At 43.2% G+C, this 24,067-nt stretch carries 19 protein-coding genes; 18 read left to right on the top strand and 1 reads right to left on the bottom strand.

Annotated elements, in window-relative coordinates; genetic code table 11:
- The first annotated feature begins 40 nt into the window (after positions 1–40).
- The 11 genes from ilvC (at position 41) to yihA (ending at position 15,213) form a co-directional block, all read left to right on the top strand.
- A complete protein-coding gene (ilvC, locus tag QNH43_RS19475) occupies positions 41–1,069 on the top strand; it encodes a ketol-acid reductoisomerase (RefSeq protein ID WP_076364900.1) in 1,029 nt (342 codons plus the stop codon).
- A complete protein-coding gene (locus QNH43_RS19470) occupies positions 1,056–2,591 on the top strand; it encodes a 2-isopropylmalate synthase (protein WP_283915322.1) in 1,536 nt (511 codons plus the stop codon). Before ilvC ends, QNH43_RS19470 begins: the two co-directional genes overlap by 14 nt.
- A 15-nt stretch (positions 2,592–2,606) precedes the next feature.
- Positions 2,607–3,719 carry a 3-isopropylmalate dehydrogenase gene (gene leuB, locus QNH43_RS19465; protein WP_076364904.1) on the top strand — a complete coding sequence of 371 codons (1,113 nt, stop codon included), beginning with the start codon at positions 2,607–2,609 and terminating at the stop codon, positions 3,717–3,719.
- A gap of 70 nt (positions 3,720–3,789) precedes the next feature.
- A complete protein-coding gene (gene leuC / locus QNH43_RS19460) occupies positions 3,790–5,199 on the top strand; it encodes a 3-isopropylmalate dehydratase large subunit (protein ID WP_283915321.1) in 1,410 nt (469 codons plus the stop codon).
- Positions 5,200–5,227: 28 nt separating this feature from the next.
- On the top strand, positions 5,228–5,827 hold the full coding sequence (gene leuD, locus QNH43_RS19455; protein ID WP_283915320.1) for a 3-isopropylmalate dehydratase small subunit: 600 nt from the start codon (positions 5,228–5,230) through the stop codon (positions 5,825–5,827).
- Between the two features lie 165 nt (positions 5,828–5,992).
- Positions 5,993–7,027, top strand: coding sequence for a tetratricopeptide repeat protein (locus QNH43_RS19450; protein ID WP_076364910.1), 1,035 nt, complete (start codon positions 5,993–5,995; stop codon positions 7,025–7,027).
- Between the two features lie 184 nt (positions 7,028–7,211).
- Positions 7,212–8,504 (top strand): trigger factor, encoded by a 1,293-nt coding sequence (gene tig / locus QNH43_RS19445; protein ID WP_283915319.1) that lies wholly within the window; start codon positions 7,212–7,214, stop codon positions 8,502–8,504.
- A gap of 431 nt (positions 8,505–8,935) precedes the next feature.
- Positions 8,936–10,204, top strand: a complete 1,269-nt coding sequence (clpX, locus tag QNH43_RS19440; protein WP_076364914.1) for an ATP-dependent protease ATP-binding subunit ClpX — start codon at positions 8,936–8,938, stop codon at positions 10,202–10,204.
- Between the two features lie 182 nt (positions 10,205–10,386).
- Entirely contained in the window at positions 10,387–12,057 is a 1,671-nt protein-coding gene (gene lonB, locus QNH43_RS19435; protein WP_283915318.1) for an ATP-dependent protease LonB, read from the top strand.
- A 256-nt stretch (positions 12,058–12,313) separates the two neighbouring features.
- On the top strand, positions 12,314–14,635 hold the full coding sequence (gene lon / locus QNH43_RS19430; protein WP_283915317.1) for an endopeptidase La: 2,322 nt from the start codon (positions 12,314–12,316) through the stop codon (positions 14,633–14,635).
- Positions 14,632–15,213, top strand: a complete 582-nt coding sequence (gene yihA / locus QNH43_RS19425; protein ID WP_034308918.1) for a ribosome biogenesis GTP-binding protein YihA/YsxC — start codon at positions 14,632–14,634, stop codon at positions 15,211–15,213. Before lon ends, yihA begins: the two co-directional genes overlap by 4 nt.
- Before the next feature lie 72 nt (positions 15,214–15,285).
- Here the strand turns inward: yihA and QNH43_RS19420 are convergent, their stop codons facing one another.
- The gene (locus tag QNH43_RS19420) at positions 15,286–15,768 is read right to left on the bottom strand and encodes a LiaI-LiaF-like domain-containing protein (RefSeq protein WP_283915316.1); all 483 of its coding nucleotides are present in this window, start codon (positions 15,766–15,768) and stop codon (positions 15,286–15,288) included.
- A 253-nt stretch (positions 15,769–16,021) separates the two neighbouring features.
- Between QNH43_RS19420 and hemA the strand changes: the two genes are divergently transcribed.
- From hemA to spoVID, 7 genes are all read left to right on the top strand, one after another.
- Positions 16,022–17,368 carry a glutamyl-tRNA reductase gene (gene hemA / locus QNH43_RS19415; RefSeq protein WP_283915315.1) on the top strand — a complete coding sequence of 449 codons (1,347 nt, stop codon included), beginning with the start codon at positions 16,022–16,024 and terminating at the stop codon, positions 17,366–17,368.
- Between the two features lie 10 nt (positions 17,369–17,378).
- Positions 17,379–18,209, top strand: a complete 831-nt coding sequence (locus tag QNH43_RS19410) for a cytochrome C assembly family protein (RefSeq protein WP_076364924.1) — start codon at positions 17,379–17,381, stop codon at positions 18,207–18,209.
- Between the two features lie 9 nt (positions 18,210–18,218).
- Positions 18,219–19,151, top strand: coding sequence for a hydroxymethylbilane synthase (gene hemC, locus QNH43_RS19405; RefSeq protein WP_283915314.1), 933 nt, complete (start codon positions 18,219–18,221; stop codon positions 19,149–19,151).
- Positions 19,151–19,948, top strand: coding sequence for a uroporphyrinogen-III synthase (locus tag QNH43_RS19400; RefSeq protein ID WP_283915313.1), 798 nt, complete (start codon positions 19,151–19,153; stop codon positions 19,946–19,948). The genes hemC and QNH43_RS19400 overlap by 1 nt, the downstream gene beginning before the upstream one ends.
- Positions 19,945–20,937: a porphobilinogen synthase gene (gene hemB / locus QNH43_RS19395; protein WP_076364930.1), complete on the top strand. Its 993-nt coding sequence runs from the start codon at positions 19,945–19,947 to the stop codon at positions 20,935–20,937. Before QNH43_RS19400 ends, hemB begins: the two co-directional genes overlap by 4 nt.
- A gap of 41 nt (positions 20,938–20,978) precedes the next feature.
- Complete coding sequence (gene hemL, locus QNH43_RS19390) at positions 20,979–22,268, top strand: glutamate-1-semialdehyde 2,1-aminomutase (RefSeq protein WP_283915312.1); 1,290 nt, start codon at positions 20,979–20,981, stop codon at positions 22,266–22,268.
- Positions 22,269–22,657: 389 nt separating this feature from the next.
- Positions 22,658–24,067 carry a stage VI sporulation protein D gene (spoVID, locus tag QNH43_RS19385; RefSeq protein ID WP_283915311.1) on the top strand — a complete coding sequence of 470 codons (1,410 nt, stop codon included), beginning with the start codon at positions 22,658–22,660 and terminating at the stop codon, positions 24,065–24,067.

Below are 24,067 nucleotides of genomic sequence, written 5' to 3'. Positions count from 1 at the left end.
ACAAAACAAAAACAATGATGAAAAGGGAGATGTAATTATTATGGCAAAAGTATATTATAACGCAGAAGCAAACGAGAATTTTTTCAACAATAAAAAGGTAGCGGTAATCGGATATGGTTCACAAGGACACGCACACGCACAAAACCTACGTGACAGCGGTGTAGATGTAATCATCGGAATCAGGAAAGGTAAATCATTCGATAAAGCGGTGGAAGACGGCTTTAATGTTTACACAGTGAAAGAAGCAGCTGAACAGGCGGACGTAATCATGAACCTATTACCGGATGAAACTCAGCCGAAAGTATACCAAGAAGAAATCAAACCGGTATTGCGTGCAGGTCAAGCGTTAATGTTCGCACACGGATTCAACGTCCATTTCAATCAAATCGTTCCTCCGGCAGACGTGGATGTATTATTAGTCGCTCCAAAAGGTCCGGGACATCTTGTTCGCCGTACATATGAACAAGGTGCAGGGGTGCCGGCATTATTCGCCATCTATCAAAATGTAACGGGTGAAGCAAGGGAATTGGCACTTGCGTACGCTCGGGGAATCGGTTCTTTAAGAGCTGGCGGTTTGGAAACCACTTTCCAGGAAGAAACGGAAACGGATCTATTTGGAGAGCAGGCAGTACTTTGCGGCGGATTGACTGCCCTTGTGAAAGCTGGATTCGAAACCTTGACAGAAGCTGGATACCAACCGGAAGTAGCATATTTCGAGTGTTTACATGAACTTAAATTAATCATCGACCTTATGTATGAAGGCGGTATGGAAAACATGCGCTATTCCATTTCTGACACAGCTCAATGGGGAGATTTCGTTTCTGGACCACGCGTTGTGACGGAAACTACGAAAGAGTCAATGAAAGCGATCTTGAAAGACATCCAAGACGGTGAGTTCGCTAAAGGATGGATCTTGGAGAACCAAGCGAATCGTCCAGTCTTCAATGCGATCAATAATCGTGAAAACCAACATCAAATCGAAGTGGTTGGCCGTGAATTAAGAAAAATGATGCCATTCGTGAAACCTCAACAAAAAGAGAAAGAAGTGGTAGCCGTTGCGAAAAATTAATATTTTTGAAACTACACTTCGAGATGGGGAGCAATCAGCCGGTGTAAATTTGAATTTTACCGAAAAACTTGAAATTGCTTATCAGCTTGAAAGATTGGGTGTTGATATTATCGAAGCCGGTTTTCCGGCAGCATCCAAAGGGGATTTCAACTCCGTACAGGAAATCGCGCGCAAAATAAAAAACAGCTCTGTCACAGGGCTGGCGCGTGCTGTAAAAGGCGATATTGATGCTGCTTGGGATTCATTAAGGGGCGGCGCAGAACCAAGATTGCATACGTTCATCGCCACTTCGCCCATTCATCGTGAATATAAGTTGAAAATGTCGAAGCAGCAAGTGATTGAAAAGGCGGTTGAAATGGTTAAGTACGGAGCGGCGCGTTTTCCGATCGTGCAATGGTCTGCAGAAGATGCAAGCCGTACAGAACTTGACTATTTGGCTGAAATCGTTGAAGCGGTCATTCAAGCTGGTGCCAAGGTCATTAACATCCCGGATACTGTAGGGTATGCAGCTCCAATCGAATACGGAAACATTTTCAGGTACCTTCGTGAACATGTTCCTTCTATTGATAAAGTTAGTTTATCCGCACACTGCCATGACGATCTTGGAATGGCGACAGCCAATTCATTGGCGGCCATCGAAGGCGGGGCTACGCAAGTCGAAGGCACAATCAACGGAATTGGAGAACGTGCCGGAAATGTGGCGCTCGAAGAAGTGGCAATGGCACTCTACATCCGTAAAGATTTCTATCAAGCGGGAACGGATCTTGTATTGAATGAAATTAAAAGGACCAGTGATTTGGTCAGCCGCCTTACGGGAATGCAAGTTCCTGCTAATAAAGCCATTATTGGTGCCAATGCATACGCACATGAATCTGGCATTCACCAGGATGGCGTGTTAAAAGAAAAAACGACATACGAAATCATATCACCTGAACTGGTAGGGGTTTCGTCCAATTCACTCGTTTTAGGAAAGCATTCAGGACGCCATGCTTTCAAAGAAAGATTAAAAGAGTTGAAATTTACGGTGACGGATGAGGAAATGAACTCGTTATTCGTCCAATTCAAGGAATTGGCCGATAATAAAAAGACGATGACAGATGAAGATATCGTTGCGCTGGTGCTTGAAGAGAAAGCGACGGATATCAGTTTTTATGACATGGTTTCCTTACAGATTTCCCATGGTACCCATCAGACGGCGACTGCGACGGTCACGCTGAAAAAAGGCGACAATGAAGAGATTCAGGAAGCGGCTACAGGTGCAGGAAGTGTAGAAGCCTTATACAACACGCTTGAAAGATGTTTGGGCGGCGAGATCAGCTTGCTGGATTATCGAATTCAATCGGTGGGCGGCGGAATGGATGCCCTTGCCCAGGTTTTTGTGAAAATTAATTATAACGGAGTGGAAACAAGCGGCCGCGGTCTCGATCAGGACGTCTTGGAAGCATCCGCCAAAGCATATTTGAATGCTGTGAACCGTGTGATCATCATGAAGGAACTAGAAGAAAAAGCAGTATTACTATAGGAAGGGGAGATTTCGATGAAAAGGAATATTGCGGTGCTTCAAGGAGATGGCATCGGGAAAGAAGTAACAAGAGGCGCTGTAGAAATCCTCGAAGCCGTTGCCCAAAGATATGGACACGATTTTGAATTTCAATATGGTGAGATTGGCGGCGGGGCCATCGATAACACAGGTACGCCCCTGCCGGATGAAACAGTGGAGATTTGTAAAAACAGCGATGCGGTATTATTAGGGGCCGTTGGAGGACCTAAGTGGGATGACCAGCCTGCGCACCTAAGACCGGAACGAGGGTTGCTGAAAATCCGGAAAGATTTGAATCTTTATGCTAACATCCGTCCAATCAGCTATTATTCCAGCTTGTCGGAATCTTCTCCTCTTAAAAAGGAATTCATTGAAGATGTGGATTTCGTGATTGTCAGGGAACTAACTGGCGGCCTTTATTTCGGAAAGCCAAGTGAGCGCGTTGAAAAAGAGGGGAAAGAGGCGGTCGTCGATACACTTTTCTATCAGAAAAGCGAAATGAAACGCATCATTGAACTTGCTTTTGCATTAGCGTCGGATCGCAAGAAAAAAGTAACATCGGTGGATAAAGCGAATGTTCTTGAATCCAGCAGGATGTGGCGTGAGACGGCTGAAGAAATTGCCAAGGACTATCCGGATGTAACCCTTGAACATATGCTTGTTGATAATGCAGCCATGCAATTGATCAAAAACCCGAAACAATTTGATATTATCGTGACGGAGAATATGTTCGGTGATATTTTAAGCGACGAAGCGTCGGTATTGACCGGCTCGCTTGGAATGCTCCCTTCCGCCTCCATATCAACAAAAGGGCCAAATCTATATGAACCGATTCATGGCTCTGCACCGGATATCGCGGGTAAAAATCTGGCCAATCCGATTGGGACGATTTTATCGGCGGCTTCCATGCTGCGTCTATCCTTTGGTTTGGAAGATGAAGCGAAAGCCGTTGAGCAGGCGGTGGAAACGGTCCTTGAATATGGCTTGAGAACAGGCGATATCGCAAATGGCCAACCGAATATTACTTCTACATCAGAAATGATTGCAGAAATTAAAGCAAATCTTTTAGACCAGGAAGCCATTTCCAACATCATGGGAGCTTACGCATAAACTTCTTTCACGGCCTAACATTAGGCCGTGTTTTTTAAAAAAATACAAGATTGATCGAGGTGGGATAGTGATGGGAAAGTCGATTATAGAGAAAATATGGGATCGCCATATTGTAAATGAAGAGGAGAATAAACCGGATCTAATTTATATAGACCTTCAATATATTCATGAAGTGACCTCTCCGCAAGCATTTGAAGGTTTGAGATTAAAAGGACGCACAGTCAGGAGACCCGACCGCACTTTCGCGACAATGGATCATAATGTGCCAACCGTTAATCGCTATTTCATCGAGGATGATACTGCAAGGAAACAATTAGAGGCGCTTGAGCAAAACTGTAAGGAGTTCGGTATCCGTCTTGCTGATTTAGACAGCCCGGATCAAGGTATCGTTCACGTTATCGGGCCGGAATTAGGTCTTACACAGCCAGGGATGACGATTGTATGCGGTGACAGTCATACTTCCACACATGGTGCGTTTGGCTCGATTGCGTTTGGAATCGGTACGAGTGAGGTCGAGCATGTTTTGGCCACACAAACCCTATGGCAAACAAAGCCCAAAACATTAAAGCTTGAGGTTAATGGCAAGCTTGGTCATGGCGTGATGGCGAAAGATGTCATTTTATATGTAATTTCTAAATTCGGTGTCGATTTCGGTACGGGACATATCATTGAGTATTGTGGGGAAGTTTTCCGGGATATGTCAATGGAAGAGAGAATGACGGTTTGCAATATGTCGATCGAAGGCGGGGCAAGAGCCGGGCTGGTAGCTCCGGATGAAACAACTTTCTCTTATTTGAAAGGTCGTAAATATTTGCCGAAGGGAGAAGAGTTCGAGCGGTGTGTTCAGGACTGGAAGTCACTTTCCAGTGATGAGGATGCTGTATATGACCAAGAAATCATTCTTGATGGCAGTCTGATTTCACCAATGGTCAGCTGGGGGACAAATCCTGGAATGGCTAGTGGAGTGGACGGAAAAGTACCTACCTTCGCAGAAGATATCATGGATCCTAAAGAACTGAATCGGGCCATTGAGTATATGGGTCTTAAGGAAGGCATGCCGATCACGGAAATTCCCGTCCAACATGTATTCATAGGATCGTGCACCAATTCACGCATTGAGGACTTACGGCAAGCCGCAGAAATGATCGATGGCCAAACTGTTCATAAAGGGGTTCGGGCGATGGTCGTTCCCGGTTCACAAAGTGTCAAAAGGCAAGCGGAAGATGAAGGGTTGGATGAGATCTTCAAATCAGCGGGCTTCGAATGGCGTGAATCGGGCTGCAGCATGTGCCTGAGCATGAATCCTGACGTTGTTCCGGCCGGTGAGCATTGTGCCTCCACAAGTAATCGGAACTTTGAAGGCAGGCAAGGAGCTGGAGCAAGAACACACCTGGTTAGTCCGGCCATGGCTGCCGCGGCCGCCATTCATGGGAAGTTTGTCGATATCAGGAATTTGAAAAGAACTGAACAAGTCCATTAAGAATACGAATTAACCGGAGGTGCAGAGAATGGAACCCATTACTATATATAAAGGAAGAGCGGCGGCACTTGACCGTAAAAACGTGGATACGGACCAAATCATTCCAAAGCAATTTTTAAAACGGATTGAGCGAAGCGGATTTGGCGAGTTTTTATTCTATAACTGGCGTTTTGATGAAAAGGGAAAGGAACGTCCTGATTTTGAATTGAATCAGCCCCATAATCAAAACACGTCCATTTTAATAGCAGGTGAGAATTTTGGTTGCGGTTCTTCGCGTGAGCATGCCCCTTGGTCATTGAAAGACTACGGATTCGATATCATCATCGCTCCTTCTTATGCTGATATCTTTAAAAGTAATTGCATGAAAAATGGCATGGTTCCCATCGCTTTAACCCAGACTGAAGTAAACTATTTAATGGAGAGAGTGTCGGCACCAGATTATGAATTGACGATCGACCTTCCCAATCAGACATTGAAGGATGGTCAAGGGTTTGAAACAAGCTTTGAAATTCATCCATATTGGAAGGAAATGCTCATCAAAGGCTGGGATGAAATTTCTATAACGCTTCAATATGATAAAGAGATTTCTGCCTATGAATCTCAAAAAAAGGCTATATCGAGTATTTAATTGAAGAATGTCATTTCCCGTTCTCCTTTCATGATTGATAGGATGCGGGATTTTTTTTATCGGGGAATGACGAAAAGGCGTTCATCAGGCAAATAATTTTTTGTGTTTCCAGCTATTACATGCTAAACTGTTTCTCAAAAAGCGAACGGTGAGGCGGAAAATAGGATGGATGATGAGAACAACGAAAAGAAGGTCGGAGAAACCAAAATTATCGCCTTTCCAAATCTCGGTGAAAGGCTGATTGTAAAAGGGCTGGATGAGCTTGGAAACAGAAATTTTAAAGCGGCTGCACAGCTTTTCAGCCAAGCCAGGGAGCATGAGCCCGAAAATGATGAAGTTTGCATGGGACTAGTGGTCTCATTAGTCGAACTTGAGTATTACCAGGAGTCAAAAGAGTTGTGTATAGAGATGTTGAATAAAGGCATCGGCGACTACTTTCAACTGATCAATATTTATTTGATGGTACTGCTGCAATTAGGCGAGCATCAGGAAATGGTTACGACGATCGAACTGCTATTTGAAGAAAACCAAATCCCTTTTGATAAAGAGGAACATTTTGAAAAGATGCTTCAGTTCAGTAAAAGGGCCCTCGAGGATAAAAAAGAGGAAAAGGAAAGGCAAAAGCAGCAGCTTTCAGAGGAATTGCAGGAGGATGAACTTTTTGAAGGGAAAACGGATAATGAAATGTTTATGGTCATTTCAAAACTCACGAATATCAATATTCGACCATTTATCCCTCAAATCGAAGAATTTCTACAAAAAGATGAGGGACACCCTTTCTTTAAAACGATGCTCCTAAACATCCTTATCGACCAGGAATATAACGAGGAAGTGATGTTGAAGAAATTCAATCAATCAAAGTCGGTCATACCAAGGGAATTGAAAAGTTTGAAGGAGACGGCATTCTATAAGAAGGTAACCGGACTGACCGAAGAGGAAATCAGTCAGGACAATCCGAGCTTATTTGAAATGGTCCATAGTTTGATTGAACGTCATTCTTTTTTATTGTTTCCTTTTGAACCAGGACCAGAAAGCTTGCCTGCGTGGGCAGCTGCCTACCATGCCTTGGCGGAAGAATACATGACCGGGGAAGTTTTCATGAGGGAATTAGCGGACATTTACCATGCTGATGAGGAAAGTGTTGCGGATATTCTTTCCTATATAAAAGAAATTGAAGAAATTTCTTATCCCATTATTTAAGCTATTGCTGTTGTAACAGATTAATCCTGTGGTATAATGTAGTGGTTGTAATGTATAATCGTCTAATTTTGACGATTTCCCCAATATTTTTTGGGTATATTTGAAGGATGACTTGTTAACACTTGCAAAGCATATTCATCCAATGCTTATTATTGAAGTATATAGATTTTTTGGAGGGAAACACATGTCTGTAAAATGGGAAAAACAAGAGGGTAATCAAGGCGTACTAACAATCGAAGTTGACGCTGCAAAAGTAAACGAAGGTTTAGACGCAGCTTTCAAAAAAGTAGTGAAACAAGTAAATGTACCTGGCTTCCGTAAAGGTAAAATGCCACGTCAAATGTTCGAAAAAAAATTCGGCGTAGAATCACTTTACCAAGATGCGCTTGATATCATTCTTCCGGATGCTTATGCAAATGCTGTCGAAGAAGCTGGAATTCAGCCTGTAGATCGTCCAGAAATCGACATCGAGAAAATGGAAAAAGGCGAAAACCTGATCTTCACTGCAACTGTAACAGTTAAGCCTGAAGTTAAATTGGGAGATTACAAAGGTGTTGAAGTTGAAAAATTCAATACTGAAGTAACTGACGAAGATGTTGAAAACGAATTGAAAACTTTGCAAGAGCGTCAAGCTGAGCTTGTCGTTAAAGAAGAAGGACAAGTTGCTGAAGGCGATACAGTTGTTCTTGACTTTGAAGGATTCGTTGATGGTGAAGCATTCGAAGGCGGAGCTTCAGAAAACCATTCATTGGAAATCGGTTCAAACTCTTTCATCCCAGGATTTGAAGAGCAAGTTGTAGGTCTTGAAACTGGCGCTGAAAAAGATATCGAAGTTACATTCCCTGAAGAATACCATGCTGCTGAACTTGCAGGTAAACCAGCAGTATTCAAAGTGAAAATTCACGAAATCAAAACAAAACAACTTCCTGAGTTGGATGATGAGTTCGCGAAAGATGTCGACGACGAAGTGGAAACTTTGGCTGAACTTAAAGAAAAAACAAAACATAAATTAGAGCATGACAAAAAACATGAAGAAGAAAACTTCATTCAAAACACTGTAATTGGTAAAGCTGTTGAAGGTGCAGAAATAGACGTTCCTGAAGCAATGATTTCAAATGAAGTTGACCGCATGATGAATGAGTTCTCTCAACGCATTCAATCTCAAGGTCTTAATTTGGAGCTTTACTACCAATTCTCAGGTCAAGACGAAGAAGCTTTAAAAGCGCAAATGAAAGAAGAAGCTGAAGGACAAGTTCGTACGAGCCTAACTCTTGAAGCGATTGCTGAAGTTGAAAAACTTGAAGCTACTGACGAAGATGTAGAAGCTGAACTTGCACAAATGGCTACTATGTACAATATGGAAGTTGACGCGATCAAACAAGCTCTTGGAAACTTAGAAGGAATCAAAGGCGATCTTAAAATTAAGAAAGCGATTGACTTCTTGGTAGAAAACAGCAAAACAGTTGACGCAAAATAATTTTTATTAAATAAGTAGATTAAAATATTTTCTTTAAAAAAACAAGGCGCGAGTAATCGTGCCTTGTTTTATACATATTGAGAATTAGTGTGAATTTTAATTATCGGTTATTTCCTGATTGATTTTTTTTGGATTTCGGTGTAGATTAGTTCTAATACCGCATATACATATTTATACAGCAAATCCTGCTTTTAAAGATCCAAGGTTTTGGGCATACTGGTAAAGGGCAAATACATATTGATTGATTATTGTACTTATTTAACAACTCGGACCGTGAGCATTTTTGTTACTAAACTTCCAAGAACATGATAAAATGCAAAACATACTTAGGATTTTGGAATGTTTAAGTAGATGGTTGCCTAGTTTTTTTCATTACGATTGGGTACCGCTATGTAATAGAGTTGGAAGAGTATTTAAAGGGGTGAACGTACATGTTTAAATTTAATGATGAAAAAGGACAGTTAAAATGTTCTTTTTGCGGTAAAACACAAGAACAAGTCCGTAAACTGGTTGCTGGTCCAGGTGTCTATATTTGTGACGAGTGTATAGAACTTTGTACGGAGATCGTCGAGGAAGAGCTTGGCACTGATGAAGAAGTAGAATTCAGAGATGTTCCTAAACCTATGGAAATCCGCGAAATTCTTGACGAATATGTGATTGGACAAGAACAGGCAAAGAAATCTTTGGCTGTCGCTGTTTACAACCATTATAAACGTATCAATTCCAATAGCAAAGTCGACGATGTGGAGCTTTCCAAAAGTAACATCGCCCTAATCGGACCGACGGGAAGCGGGAAAACCCTTCTTGCGCAAACATTGGCGCGATTACTGAATGTTCCTTTTGCCATTGCTGATGCCACTTCATTGACGGAAGCTGGATATGTTGGGGAAGATGTCGAAAACATCCTGCTAAAATTGATCCAAGCAGCAGATTATGATGTGGAAAAAGCGGAAAAAGGCATCATTTATATTGATGAAATCGATAAAGTTGCCCGTAAATCCGAAAATCCTTCCATTACACGTGACGTGTCTGGTGAAGGTGTGCAACAGGCTTTATTGAAAATACTTGAAGGAACGGTTGCAAGCGTTCCGCCTCAAGGTGGTCGTAAACATCCACATCAGGAATTCATCCAAATCGATACGACCAATATTTTGTTCATCTGCGGCGGTGCCTTTGATGGCATCGAGCCGATCATCAAACGCCGTCTTGGTCAAAAAGTCATCGGCTTTGGCTCTGACGTGAAAAAGGATGATATTGCAGAAAAAGAATTGCTTTCCAAAGTCCTTCCTGAAGACTTGCTTCGTTTCGGATTAATTCCGGAATTCATCGGACGTCTTCCGGTAATTGCGACTCTTGAGCAATTGGATGAAGCTGCTTTGATTGAAATCCTTACACAGCCGAAAAATGCCCTTGTTAAACAATATCAAAAATTGCTTGAGCTTGACGATGTTGAGTTGGAATTCGAACAGGAAGCGCTAAGTGAAATTGCTAAAAAGGCAATTGAACGTAAAACTGGTGCACGTGGTCTGCGCTCCATCATCGAAGGCATCATTCTTGAAGTGATGTTCGATCTGCCTTCACGTGATGATGTAGCAAAATGCATAATCACAGGCAGCACGATTTCGAAAAATGAATCTCCAAAGCTCGTCCTAAAAGACGGTACAACCATCAAAGGACAAGAAAAGAAAACATCTGCTTGATAATATGGAAAAGCAAGACTGCCAGTTCATCCTGGCAGTCTTTTTCTTTGTCTTTTTTTAAAATTGTTGTTATTTAGGATAAAAACGCCAAAATTTTCAACACGAATTTCTTGGATAATTTCGCCCTCCCAAAGGAGATACTAACAGAAATGACAAACTAGGAGAGTGCAGGAGGGAATACGATGAATTGGACAGGATTGGCGTTGTTTATCCAGCTGTTTTTTGGGATCATTATTGGATTGTATTTTTTGAACTTATTGAAAGGCCAGCGGACACAAAAAGTTTCCATTGACCGTGATTCACGTAAAGAGATGGACCAATTACGGAAGATGAGATCGATTTCGTTAACAGAGCCATTGGCAGAAAAGGTTAGACCAAGCACATTTAATGAAATCGTCGGTCAAGAAGATGGGATTAAATCTTTAAAAGCTGCTTTATGTGGGCCGAACCCCCAGCATGTGATAATTTACGGTCCTCCAGGGGTAGGGAAAACGGCAGCTGCCAGACTTGTTTTGGAAGAGGCGAAGAAAAATGGAAAATCCCCCTTTAAGAATTCGGCCGTTTTCGTTGAATTGGACGCCACCACAGCCAGGTTCGATGAACGAGGGATTGCCGATCCGCTCATTGGTTCTGTGCACGATCCAATCTACCAAGGAGCCGGGGCAATGGGACAGGCAGGCATTCCGCAGCCAAAGCAGGGTGCAGTCAGCAATGCTCATGGCGGCGTACTGTTCATAGATGAAATAGGGGAGCTTCATCCAATACAGATGAATAAACTGTTAAAGGTATTGGAGGATCGCAAGGTCTTTCTGGAAAGTGCTTATTATCAAGAGGAAAATCAAAATATTCCCACTCACATCCATGATATTTTTAAAAATGGACTCCCTGCTGACTTTCGGCTGATTGGAGCTACAACAAGAACGCCAAACGAAATCGCGCCTGCGATACGTTCAAGATGCATAGAAGTGTTTTTCCGTGAACTTGACCGGGAAGAAATAATCACCGTGGCTAAGAATGCCTCTGACAAAGTGGGTATTACCATCAGTGAAAAAGGCTTGCAGTCGATTTCGGATTATGCCCGAAATGGCAGGGAAGCCGTCAACATGATTCAGACTCTTGCAGGAATATCAATTAATGAAAACAGGACTTTTATCAGAGAAGAAGATATAGATTGGATGGCCCATAGCAGCCAGCTGACCCAAAGAATGGACAGGAAAATAGAATCGAATTCTAAAATAGGTCTTGTCAACGGTCTTGCAGTCTATGGTCCCAACAGCGGGGCGTTGCTGGAAATCGAGGTTACGGTCATGGCTGCCTCTGATGAAAAAGGTTCGATAAACATTACCGGCATCGTTGAAGAAGAAAGTATCGGCGGCGGGAGTGGCAAATCGGTTCGCCGCAAGAGCATGGCAAAAGGTTCGATAGAAAATGTCATTACGGTTTTACGGTCGATGGGAGTGCCTGCCGATCAATTCGATATCCATGTGAACTTTCCGGGCGGAAGTCCAGTTGATGGCCCTTCCGCAGGAATTGCAATGGCCACAGGCATATACTCGGCCATATATAAAATCCCTGTTGATCACACCGTGGCGATGACTGGGGAAATAAGCATTCATGGCGGCGTTAAACCGATCGGCGGTGTCATTCCGAAAATCAAGGCGGCTAAACTGGCAGGGGCAAAGAAAGTAATCATCCCAGCCGAAAACATGCAGCCGCTTCTATCTGAAATCAAGGATATAGAAATCATTCCCGTTTCGAATGTAAAAGAAGTGCTGGATCAGGCACTGAAAAAAGAATTGATGTCGGAACAAATCCTTACAACCTTGGACCTATCGAAAAAAGAAAGTGTATAAAGGAAATGCCCCGGCTAAAAAATGGAACCGGGGCATTTTAAGGACCATATTGGCGTTCCCGACAAACCTGACGTAAAAATAAACACGCATTCAGACGTGCTTTTTTATCCAATATTGGAGATAATAAAAGCAGTCGAAACGTGTTAAGGGTAAACGAATAGACACTGCTATATAAATAGGATAGAATTGTTAAAAGGTTGAGAACATTGGTAAATAGTTTACAACGACGATACTAATTAGATGGAGGTGTCAGGAAATGACTGATAAAGAAATCATCGTCCCCCTCCTGCCGCTAAGAGGACTGCTTGTATATCCAACGATGGTACTTCATTTAGATGTAGGCCGAGATAAATCAGTGCAAGCCCTTGAGAAAGCAATGGTGGAAGACCATCTTATATTTTTGACGACACAACAAGATGTTTCGTTGGACGAACCAGGTGAAGAGGATTTATTTACAATGGGGACTTTAACAAAGGTAAAACAGATGTTGAAGCTTCCGAATGGTACAATCCGGGTGTTGGTGGAAGGGTTGAACCGCGCAGAAGTCATTGAATTTTACGATTATGAGACACATTATGGTGCCAAGATTAAAATATATGAAGACAGTGATGAAAAGGATGCTGAACATCAAGCATTAATGCGCACACTACTGGATTATTTTGAACAATACATAAAAATGTCCAAAAAAATAACCGGTGAAACGTTTTCGTCCACTTCGGATATTGAAGAGCCTGGGCGATTGGCGGATATAATCGCTTCACATTTGCCTTTGAAATTGAAGGAGAAGCAAGAAGTGCTTGAGACCATTGATATGAAAGAGCGTTTAAGCCGTGTAATCGAAATCATCAATAACGAGAAAGAAGTTCTTTTTCTCGAGAAAAAGATCGGCCAGCGGGTTAAGCGTTCGATGGAACGGACTCAAAAGGAATATTATTTACGGGAACAAATGAAAGCGATCCAAAAGGAATTGGGCGATAAAGAAGGAAAAACAGGGGAAATTGAGGTCCTCAACGAAAAGATAGAAGAAGCGGATATGCCTGAGCACATCAAAGCAACGGCGTTAAAGGAATTGGACCGTTATGAAAAGGTTCCTTCGAGCTCAGCCGAGAGTTCTGTCATCCGCAATTATATCGAATGGCTGATTTCGCTTCCTTGGACCAAAGCGACCAAAGATGACTTGAATATTCATAAAGCCGAAAAAATCCTGAACCGGGACCACCATGGTTTGGAAAAGGTGAAGGAGCGGGTGCTTGAGTATTTGGCCGTCCAGCAATTGACCAATTCATTGAAGGGACCGATCCTTTGCTTGGCGGGACCGCCAGGGGTCGGGAAAACCAGCCTGGCTAAATCGATCGCTTCTTCCCTGAATAGGAATTTCGTCCGTATATCTTTAGGTGGAGTGCGCGATGAATCAGAAATCCGCGGACATCGCCGCACATATGTAGGGGCGATGCCGGGACGGATCATTCAAGGCATGAAAAAAGCCGGAACGATCAATCCTGTCTTTTTACTGGACGAAGTCGATAAGATGTCCAATGACTTTAGGGGAGATCCATCAGCAGCGATGCTGGAAGTGCTCGATCCGGAGCAAAATCATAATTTCAGTGATCATTATATTGAAGAAACCTACGATCTTTCCAAAGTCATGTTCATCGCGACGGCGAATAATTTGGGATCGATTCCCGGTCCGCTTCGTGATCGTATGGAAATCATTTCGATTGCAGGTTATACTGAGATAGAGAAACTTCATATAGCCAAGGATCACTTGCTGCCTAGACAGCTTGAAAACCATGGTTTATTGAAGACACAACTGCAAATCCGTGAGGAAGCTCTAACAAAAATCATCCGTTACTATACTCGGGAAGCCGGCGTTCGGAGTCTGGAGCGACAGCTAGCAAGCATCTGTCGGAAGACTGCAAAAATCATCGTGTCCGGAGATAAAAAGCGGGTCGTCATTTCTGAAAAGAATGTCGAGGAGTTTTTAGGGAAAACCGTGTTCCATTATGGACAGGCGGAAGTCGAGAACCAAGTCGGTGTAGCCAATGGGTTAGCGTACACGTCGGTAGGTGGCGATACGCTGCAGATCGAGGTTTCCTTATCACCAGGTAAAGGCAAGCTGATCCTGACAGGAAAGCTTGGCGATGTAATGAAAGAGTCAGCCCAGGCTGCTTTCAGTTATGTCCGTTCAAAAACCGAGAAACTTCAGATTGATGCGAACTTCCATGAAAAATATGATATTCATATTCATGTCCCCGAAGGTGCGGTCCCAAAAGATGGCCCTTCTGCAGGCATCACGATTGCAACAGCGTTAATATCGGCCCTTACAAATAGGCCGATCAGAAAAGAGGTAGGCATGACAGGCGAAATTACATTACGCGGACGGGTTCTTCCGATCGGCGGGCTTAAAGAAAAATCTTTAGCGGCCCATCGCGCAGGACTTACGAAAATCATCATCCCGCAAAATAACGAAAAGGATATTGATGATATCCCGGAAAGTGTCCGTAAAGCATTAACATTTGTTCCAGTTTCACACGTCGATGAAGTCCTTGAGCATGCATTGGTAGGTGTGAACGAATGAAAGTGACGAGTTCAGATATTGTCATCAGTGCTGTGAAGCCTGAACAATATCCAAATACCCCAATACCGGAATTTGCCTTGGCAGGCCGTTCCAACGTTGGGAAATCCAGTTTCATCAACAAAATGATCAATCGAAAAAACTTGGCGCGCACTTCCTCTAAACCGGGTAAGACGCAGACCTTGAATTTTTATATCATAAATGAAGCACTCCATTTTGTGGATGTACCGGGTTATGGTTATGCAAAAGTATCCAAGACGGAGCGTGATGCTTGGGGAAAGATGATCGAAACGTACTTCACTTCCCGTGACCAGCTTCGCGCTGCGCTTCTGATCGTCGATTTGCGTCATCCGCCGACAAAGGATGATATCGCAATGTATGAATTCCTGAAGCATTATGATCTGCCCCGGATCGTTATTGCCACCAAAGCGGATAAAATTCCAAAAGGCAAATGGCAGAAACACTTGAAAATCACGCGCCAGACGTTAAATATGGAAAAAGAAGATGAATTGCTTCTATTCTCTGGTGAAACAGGCGAAGGTAAGGAACAAGCATGGGGCGTCCTTAAGAAATATATGTAAACGAAAAGGGTATTCCGCAACTGGAATACCCTTTTCCTTATGGAATTCGTGAAAATTGCCAATCCATGATTTTCACTTTTTTCGAACCAAAAAATAAATCCCGATTGCCATCAAGGCAAATGGCCAAAACCTTTCGATATTCGCAGTAGTTGTATCAACAAACCCGAAAGACGTTGTGATTTTATCATAGAATAATAAAGTGATCGAGATGATGAATATTACCATGCCGTGAAACATTCCAGATTTTGTTTTACGTGCCCGGAGAATAAATCCCAGCGAGATGATTAAAATAAAGATACCTATATTATCCGGCCAAATATCCAGGTTCTCGACGATGTGGAAATGAGCCCCGAACCCCAGTAAGATTACGCCTGGCAGGATGGACTCATATTCATTACCGCTATATGCCTGAATCAGGAAGGCGGCACCGACTATACATAATAAAGTGGGCCAGGTGAAAAAACCTGGAAAGATTTCGATTTGGGAATGTTCAAGAAAAAAATAGAGCCCGAAACCGATTAAAACGATTCCTGGGAAAATACGCTGCGTTTTCATTTTATCCTCCTATGCAATTCGATTACTTGAAGTTTTTTGCCATTTTTGATATGGTACTTTTGTACACAATGTCGAAATATGTATGTAACATACAAAACCGCTTAGACACCTTTTGTAACAATTCAGGCGTTTTGGCTGTCTTTTCCATGGTAGCATACGTTTTCATAAACTGTTCATATTATTTGCGTGAAACCATTTTAGTACATGGTATAATAAATTTACATGAAAAATTTTGGGGGTGCAAAACAAAAGGATGCATATTCTAGCGGTTGGTATAAATTACAAAACTGCCCCTGTAGAAATTCGGGAAAAACTATCGTTTAACGAAGCCGAACTTGCCGAGGCAATGAAAGCTCTTAAAAATAAAAAAAGCATCTTGGAAAACATTATTATTTCAACATGTAACAGGACGGAAATATATGCGGTCGGTGACCAGCTTCATACAAGCAGGTATTATATAAAGGAATTTCTTTCGGAATGGTTTAATATCGATAAAGAAGAATTTTCTAAATATCTGTTCATTTATGAAGGCGATGGGGCAGTCGAGCATTTATTTTCAGTTACCTGCGGCTTGAACTCCATGATACTGGGAGAAACTCAGATTTTGGGACAAGTACGTTCAAGCTATCTGTTAGGTCAGAAGGAAGATACGATCGGTACCGTTTTTAACCATCTCTTCAAGCAAGCCCTTACATTAGCTAAAAAAGCTCATTCGGAAACCGAAATCAATACCAATGCCGTTTCCGTCAGCTATGCGGCAGTCGAGCTTGCAAAAAAAATCTTTGGAGGCCTGAACGGCAAGAATGTATTGATTCTTGGGGCCGGTAAGATGGGTGAGCTGGCCATTCAAAATCTTCATAGCAATGGCGCAGACAGCATTACAGTCATTAACCGCACCTTCCAGAAAGCGGTCGACCTGGCCGGGAGATTCAATGGTACGGCGAAACAGCTTCAAGAGCTGCAATGCGCTTTAGTGGATACCGATATCCTGATTACTTCCACTGGATCGAAAGATCTTCTTGTAACAAAAGAAATGATGTCATTCGTCAATAAGCTTCGTAAAGGACGTCCTATTTTCATGGTCGATATCGCAGTGCCGCGTGACCTCGATCCAACATTGGGTGAGCTGGAAAATGTCTTCTTGTATGACATTGACGATCTTGAAGGGATCGTGCAAGCCAATATCGAAGAACGTAAAAAAGCTGCCGAGAAAATAGAATTGATGATCGAAGCGGAAATCGTGGACTTCAACCAATGGATTAATTTGCTTGGTGTGGTTCCCGTCATTTCTTCTTTACGGGAAAAATCCTTAACGATACAGAAGGAAACGATGGAAAGCATCGAAAGAAAGCTTCCGCATTTGAGCGAACGTGACAAAAAAGTTCTGAACAAGCATACGAAAAGCATCATCAACCAAATGCTGAAAGATCCGATTCTTTATGCAAAAGAGCTGGCAGATGAGCCGAATGCAAAAGAGCAATTGAATAATTTCGTGAAAATCTTCCATTTAGAGGAATTGATTGAGGACCAGCTGGTTGCGGATGAAAAAGAACGGAACAGCTCCAAGCCATCCCTATTGAATCCAGTTCCTGTCCAGTAATGAGGTAGATATGGAATTACTAATGACAAGATTGCATGAAGCCACTGTTTTGTTGTATGCCGTCAGTATGCTTTTATATTTTATCGATTTCCTTAATAATAACCAGAAGGCGAATAGGGTCGCCTTCTGGTTGCTTTCTATTGTTTGGGTACTGCAAACAATTTTTTTGTTTCTATATGTGTTGAAAACGGGAAGGTTCCCGGTATTGACGATTTTTGAAGGCTTATATTTTTATGCATGGGTCCTCATATCGCTATCTTTAATCATTAACCGATTGCTAAGAGTCGATTTTACGGTCTTTTTTACGAATGTACTAGGTTTCATGGTCATGGCCATCCATACCTTCGCACCTGTTCAGATAGAATCTCAAGTGCTTGCACAGCGCCTGGTTTCTGAGCTATTGCTCATACATATCACTTTTGCCATCCTATCATATGGGGCATTCACGCTTTCTTTCGTTTTTTCACTTTTATACTTAATTCAATATGATTTACTGAAAAGGAAGAAATGGGGGAAACGCCTGCTTCGACTCGGCGATTTAACCAAGCTCGAGCATATGTCTTATGTCCTCGCGGTAATAGGTGTTCCATTATTGGTGGTCTCCCTTATCCTGGGGATTCAATGGGCTTATATAAAAGTGCCTGGGGTATCGTGGCTGGACATGAAGATTATCGGCTCATTCATTTTGCTTATCGCTTACAGTGTGTTTTTATACTTGAAAATTCGGAAACAAATGTATGGAAGGACGCTAGCCTTTCTGAATATTGGATCTTTCATGATTGTGTTAATTAACTTTTTCCTTTTTGGAAGCCTTTCAACATTCCACTTTTGGAATACATAGGAGGAAACTATGAGAAAAATAATTGTCGGTTCTAGACGTAGTAAATTAGCGATCACCCAAACGAACTGGGTTATCGATCAACTTAAAGAGCTTGGGGTTCCATACGAGTTCGAGGTGAAGGAAATTGTCACAAAGGGTGACCAAATCCTTGATGTAACACTTTCCAAGGTAGGCGGAAAGGGCTTATTCGTTAAAGAAATCGAACAAGCGATGCTCGATAAAGAAATTGATATGGCCGTACATAGTATGAAAGATATGCCTGCTGTACTGCCTCCAGGCTTGACGATTGGCTGCATACCACCGAGGGAGGACCATCGGGATGCCTTGATTTCCAAAAACGGTGAAACTCTTTCCGAACTGAAGCCCGGTTCCATCATTGGTACAAGCAGCTTGCGCCGTGGCGCGCAAATTTTGGCTAGAAGGCCGGACCTTGAAATTAAATGGATTCGCGGTAATATCGATACCCGTCTGAATAAGCTGAAAACGGAAGATTATGATGCCATCATTTTAGCAGCGGCCGGACTATCAAGAATGGGATGGGAGCAGGACATCGTTACGGAATTTTTAGATGAAGATATTTGCATTCCGGCAGTTGGGCAAGGAGCACTTTCCATTGAATGCCGCGAAGACGACAAAGATCTGTTGGCGGAACTTGCGAAATTGACCTGTGAAAAAACGAAAAGAACGGTAGAAGCGGAACGTGCCTTTTTGGATAAAATGGAAGGCGGATGCCAGGTGCCGATTGCCGGATTTGCGGTGGCAAAAGATGATGGATCCGTTTCGTTGACGGCTTTGGTCGCTGCCCCGGATGGCAAGGTGATTTATAAAGAAATGGTTGAGGGTGCTGATCCCGAGGCGGTTGGGCATGCTGCTGCCAAACAGATTAGCGAAATGGGCGGTAAAGAATTGATCGATCGCGTAAAAGAAGAGCTTGATCAGTAATGAATCCCGTTCAACCCCTTAAGGATTATCAGGTATTAATCACCAGAGGGAAAGGACAGGCAGATGGTTTAAAAGAGTCGATCGAGAAAAATGGCGGAACGCCGCTTCTCGTGCCATTGCTTGAGTTCACTCTTCCTGATCATATGGATGATGTACAAGAGCGGTTAGAAGAATTGCTTTCATATGACTGGATCATCCTGACCAGTCAAAATGGGGTGGATTTCTTCTTTAAGTTACTTGGAAACCAGCCTTTAAAGCTTCCGAAAATAGCCGTAATCGGCTCCAAAACAGAAGCCGCCCTGAAACGACATGGATATAAGGCGGATTTCGTTCCAGCTCAGTTTGTTGCCGAAGGGTTCGTGGCGGAGTTCAATACCCGGCTTGATCCGGGGTCACGCGTGCTGCTGGCAAAAGGAAATCTCGCAAGGGCGGTCATTGCGGAGGCGATCAATGAAGCTGGTGCATCATGTGATGAAGTGATTATTTATCATACAGTGCTTCCCCGAAGCAGTGAAAAAATACTGGTGCATCTTATAAAGAACCATGAAATCGACATCATAACCTTTACGAGTTCATCGACGGTCAATCATTTTTTACAGATCATGAAACGCCATGAATTGGATACATACATAGACCGGATCATCATCGCCTGCATCGGGCCGATTGCCGCTAAAACGGCTGAAAAACATGGGCTATCCGTCGATGTCTGTCCAGATGTTTATACGACGGATGCCATGGTTGCGGAGTTAATACGCTTCATCTTGAAAAGAAGGGAAAAGGGAGGAACCTTAACATGAAAAATATTCCATTCAATCGCCACCGCCGCTTGCGTGCAAGTGCTGGCATGAGGGCATTAGTCCGTGAAACACAATTGCATAAAGAGGATTTGATCTATCCGATCTTCGTCATCGACGGGGAAAATGTGAAAAATGAAATCAACTCCATGCCAGGCATCTATCAGCTATCCATGGATAATCTTGGGGCCGAAATGGATGAAGTCGTGAGTCTGGGAATTAAATCAGTCATATTATTCGGCGTCCCTTTTGATCATGATAAAGACGAACAGGGCACAGGCGCATTTCATCACAACGGACTTGTGCAAGAGGCAACCCGCTTTATTAAAAAACAATATCCTGAAGTTATTGTCATTGCGGATACCTGCCTTTGTGAGTATACAAGCCATGGCCATTGCGGGGTCGTTGAAGGGGAGAAAATCCTCAATGACGCTTCTCTTGACCTTCTTGCCAAAACGGCAATCAGCCAGGCAGAGGCCGGCGCCGATATCATTGCGCCTTCCAATATGATGGACGGTTTCGTTGCGGCCATCCGTACAGGTCTGGATGAAGCGGGTTATGAAGATATTCCGATCATGTCCTATGCGGTGAAATATGCTTCGGCTTTTTACGGCCCATTCCGTGATGCTGCGAATGGTGCGCCACAATTTGGCGACAGGAAAACTTACCAAATGGATCCAGCCAATCGCCTTGAAGCGTTCCGTGAGGCTGAATCCGATGTTGCTGAAGGTGCGGACTTCCTAATCGTGAAACCGGCCCTTTCCTACATGGACATCATCAGGGACGTTAAGAATAACTTTAATCTTCCGGTTGTCTCCTATAATGTCAGCGGTGAATATTCAATGGTCAAGGCTGCTGCCCAAAATGGCTGGATTGATGAAAAAGCGATTGTGATGGAAATGCTGACAGGCTTGAAACGCGCAGGTTCCGACTTGATCATTACGTATTTTTCAAAAGAGGTAGCACGCTGGATAAACGAAGATAATCAATGATATAAAAAATATAACCTGAAACGGAAAAAGGGGATTGAATCATGCGGTCATATGAAAAATCGAAAAAAGCGTTTGCCGAAGCAAAAAATTTGATGCCAGGCGGCGTGAACAGCCCGGTACGTGCCTTCAAATCTGTGGACATGGATCCCATTTTCATGGAGCGTGGAAAAGGCTCAAAAATGTATGATATCGATGGAAATGAATATATCGACTATGTTCTTTCATGGGGACCGCTTATCCTGGGTCACACGAATGACCGTGTCGTGGAATCATTGAAAAAAGTAGCGGAATCAGGTACAAGCTTTGGAACTTCTACGCTTATAGAGAATGAACTGGCCAAGTTGGTCATTGAACGGGTGCCTTCGATTGAAATGATCCGGATGGTATCTTCAGGGACCGAAGCGACGATGAGTGCACTAAGGCTGGCACGAGGCATTACAGGCCGTGATAAAATCCTGAAATTCGAAGGTTCCTATCATGGCCATGGCGATTCATTGCTAATCAAAGCGGGTTCCGGCGTTGCAACATTAGGTTTACCGGATAGCCCTGGAGTACCGGAAGGCATTGCAAAAAATACGATTACCGTGGCATATAATGATCTTGCTGCAACCAAATATGCGTTTGAACAATTTGGCGAAGACATCGCTTGCATCATCGTGGAACCTGTTGCAGGGAACATGGGCGTGGTTCCGCCACAACCTGGTTTCCTCGAAGGCTTACGTGAAGTGACGACCCAATACGGGGCTCTATTGATCTTTGACGAAGTTATGACAGGGTTCCGTGTCGGCTATAATTGTGCACAAGGCTATTTTGGCATCGTACCTGACCTGACTTGCCTTGGGAAAGTAATCGGCGGTGGCTTGCCTGTCGGAGCATTCGGAGGCAAGCGCGAATTCATGGAACAAATTGCCCCGAGCGGGACAATCTATCAAGCGGGGACATTGTCTGGTAACCCTCTTGCGATGACGGCCGGCCTTGAAACGCTGAGCCAATTGAGTCCAGAATCCTATGATGAGTTCACCCGAAAAGGGGATATGCTCGAAAAAGGAATTGGAGAAGCAGCGCAAAAGTACGGAGTTCCCCATACATTCAACCGCGCCGGTTCCATGATTGGACTTTTCTTTACTAATGAAGAAGTCGTAAACTATGATACAGCTAAAACATCAGACTTAGAGTTCTTTGCTTCTTACTATAGGGAAATGGCGAATCAAGGCATCTACTTGCCGCCGTCACAGTTTGAAGGTTTATTCCTTTCCACTGCACATAGTGATGAAGATATCGAAAAGACCATTGCAGCGGCAGAACAGGCTTTTGCAAAATTAAAAAAATGATGCAAGGCTTCATGAACTACTGCAATATTCGATAATAATAAATTTGAACTGGCTGCCATTTTTCCAAAGGCTTTTGGAGAAAGGTAGCCAGTTTTTTTGAATTCAATCAGTAAATGGAAGAAACGAATCAAAAGTAGGAGGCCGAACTAATTGTTAGTAGAACAGATTATATCGGCGTAAGGAAGAAATAATTGGTAGAAGCCCCGAAGATAGGCCGATCCATGCCGGATTTTACAGGCCGATTGATATACTCCAGCTTAATTTTAGCCTGAAAATTCAATCTCCTTCTTTTTAAAAGGCTCAGGAATTTAAGGAATAAACAGCTTCCCTCCTTCATAGATTGATATTGGTATAGGTACCGTTTCCTGAAGCTGAAAGGAGGAGTTGTCTTGTCGCAAGAAAATGAATCGTATTTACGATTTTCTTTAGAGGAATCCGTTTGGTTCCAGAAGGGACAGGAAGTGGCTGAGCTATATTCCATTTCCCTTGATCCGAATGTGGCGATTCAAGAAAGTGACCAATATGTTTTTATACGAGGCTCGTTAGATTTAAGCGGTGAATACAAAGGCTCGCAAAATGGTGAAGAAGAGGAGTTTTCGCAGACCTTTTTGCCAAAAGCGGTTCAAAAGGTCGAGAGGCATCTCGATGGACTTAATGAGTTCACACACCGTTTTCCGGTTGATATAACGATTCCGAATAATCGGATTGCCTCATTGGATGAGGTCGATGTCACGATTCAAAGCTTTGATTATGCCATGCCAGAGCATAACTGTTTGAAATTGCAGGCGGACCTTTTGATAACCGGAATCTATAATGATTCATATGTGGAAGAACGTTTCGATACCGAGCAGGAAGTTGGGGAAACAGAGGAACAGGAAGAAACGGATGGGGAAAATGAGTCATATATTCCTTATGCAGCTGCAGTGCCGCCAATTCCGGATTTTCAGCCTGTTTTTCGTGATGAGGAGGAAGAAGAGTTATACGCTCCTTTTTCTGCAGAGGCAAAACGAGTTTCTGAAGCAAACGAAGAAGAAGAAGAGGAACCGATTTATTTAAGCGATCAGCATAATGCCCCAGTTTTTGAAATGCCCGTTTCACCATATCCTGAAGAGGAGGAGTGGGAAACGGAAGTGCAAGTGCATAGAGAGGAAGAAGAAGCTGTAGAAGAAGAAGTAATTGGCGATCCGCCTGACTCCACGGAAATGGTACCTTCAATGGGAGAGACGCAACTGGAGGAAGTAACAAGCAGGCAGGATTCCATGGAGAAGATGGAGAGTCCTGGGGTGACATTGAGCGAGGAGGTAGTAGAAGAGCCAAGTCATGCAACCAAGCATCAAGATAGCCCAGTTTCAAATTTAGAAACCGAGGATGTCATCAGGCAGGGGGAAGATGACGTTGCAGCGGGTCCTATCCTTAATGAGAATGTGAAGGTGGAGCAAGAGGAATCCAATTCGTCCATAAGCGATCTATTCAAAAAGAGGGAAAGACCAGCGCCTCCGGCTAAGGAGGGTAAGAATTTTAAAGGCAGGAAACCTGCCGCGGAACGTGATGATAAAGAAACGGCCGATCATGATGAAAAGCAGCTATCCATCATGGATCTATTCGGACGGAAACAAGAAGAAGAACTGGTAAGGATGAAGGTTTGCATTGTTCAGCAAGGGGAAACGCTTGATGACTTGGCTCAACGATATGATGTTACGGTTCAATCGATACTTTTCAGCAATGAATTGGAGTCGAATCAGAATGTCCATGAAGGGCAAGTCATCTATATACCGAAGGCGGTTGCATATAAGAATTGA

Origin of the sequence: Peribacillus simplex, from assembly GCF_030123325.1 — a bacterium.
Classification (GTDB): Bacteria; Bacillota; Bacilli; order Bacillales; family DSM-1321; genus Peribacillus; species Peribacillus simplex_D.
Note: the sequence above shows the minus strand (reverse complement) of the source record. Positions and strands in the feature narration are given on the sequence as shown.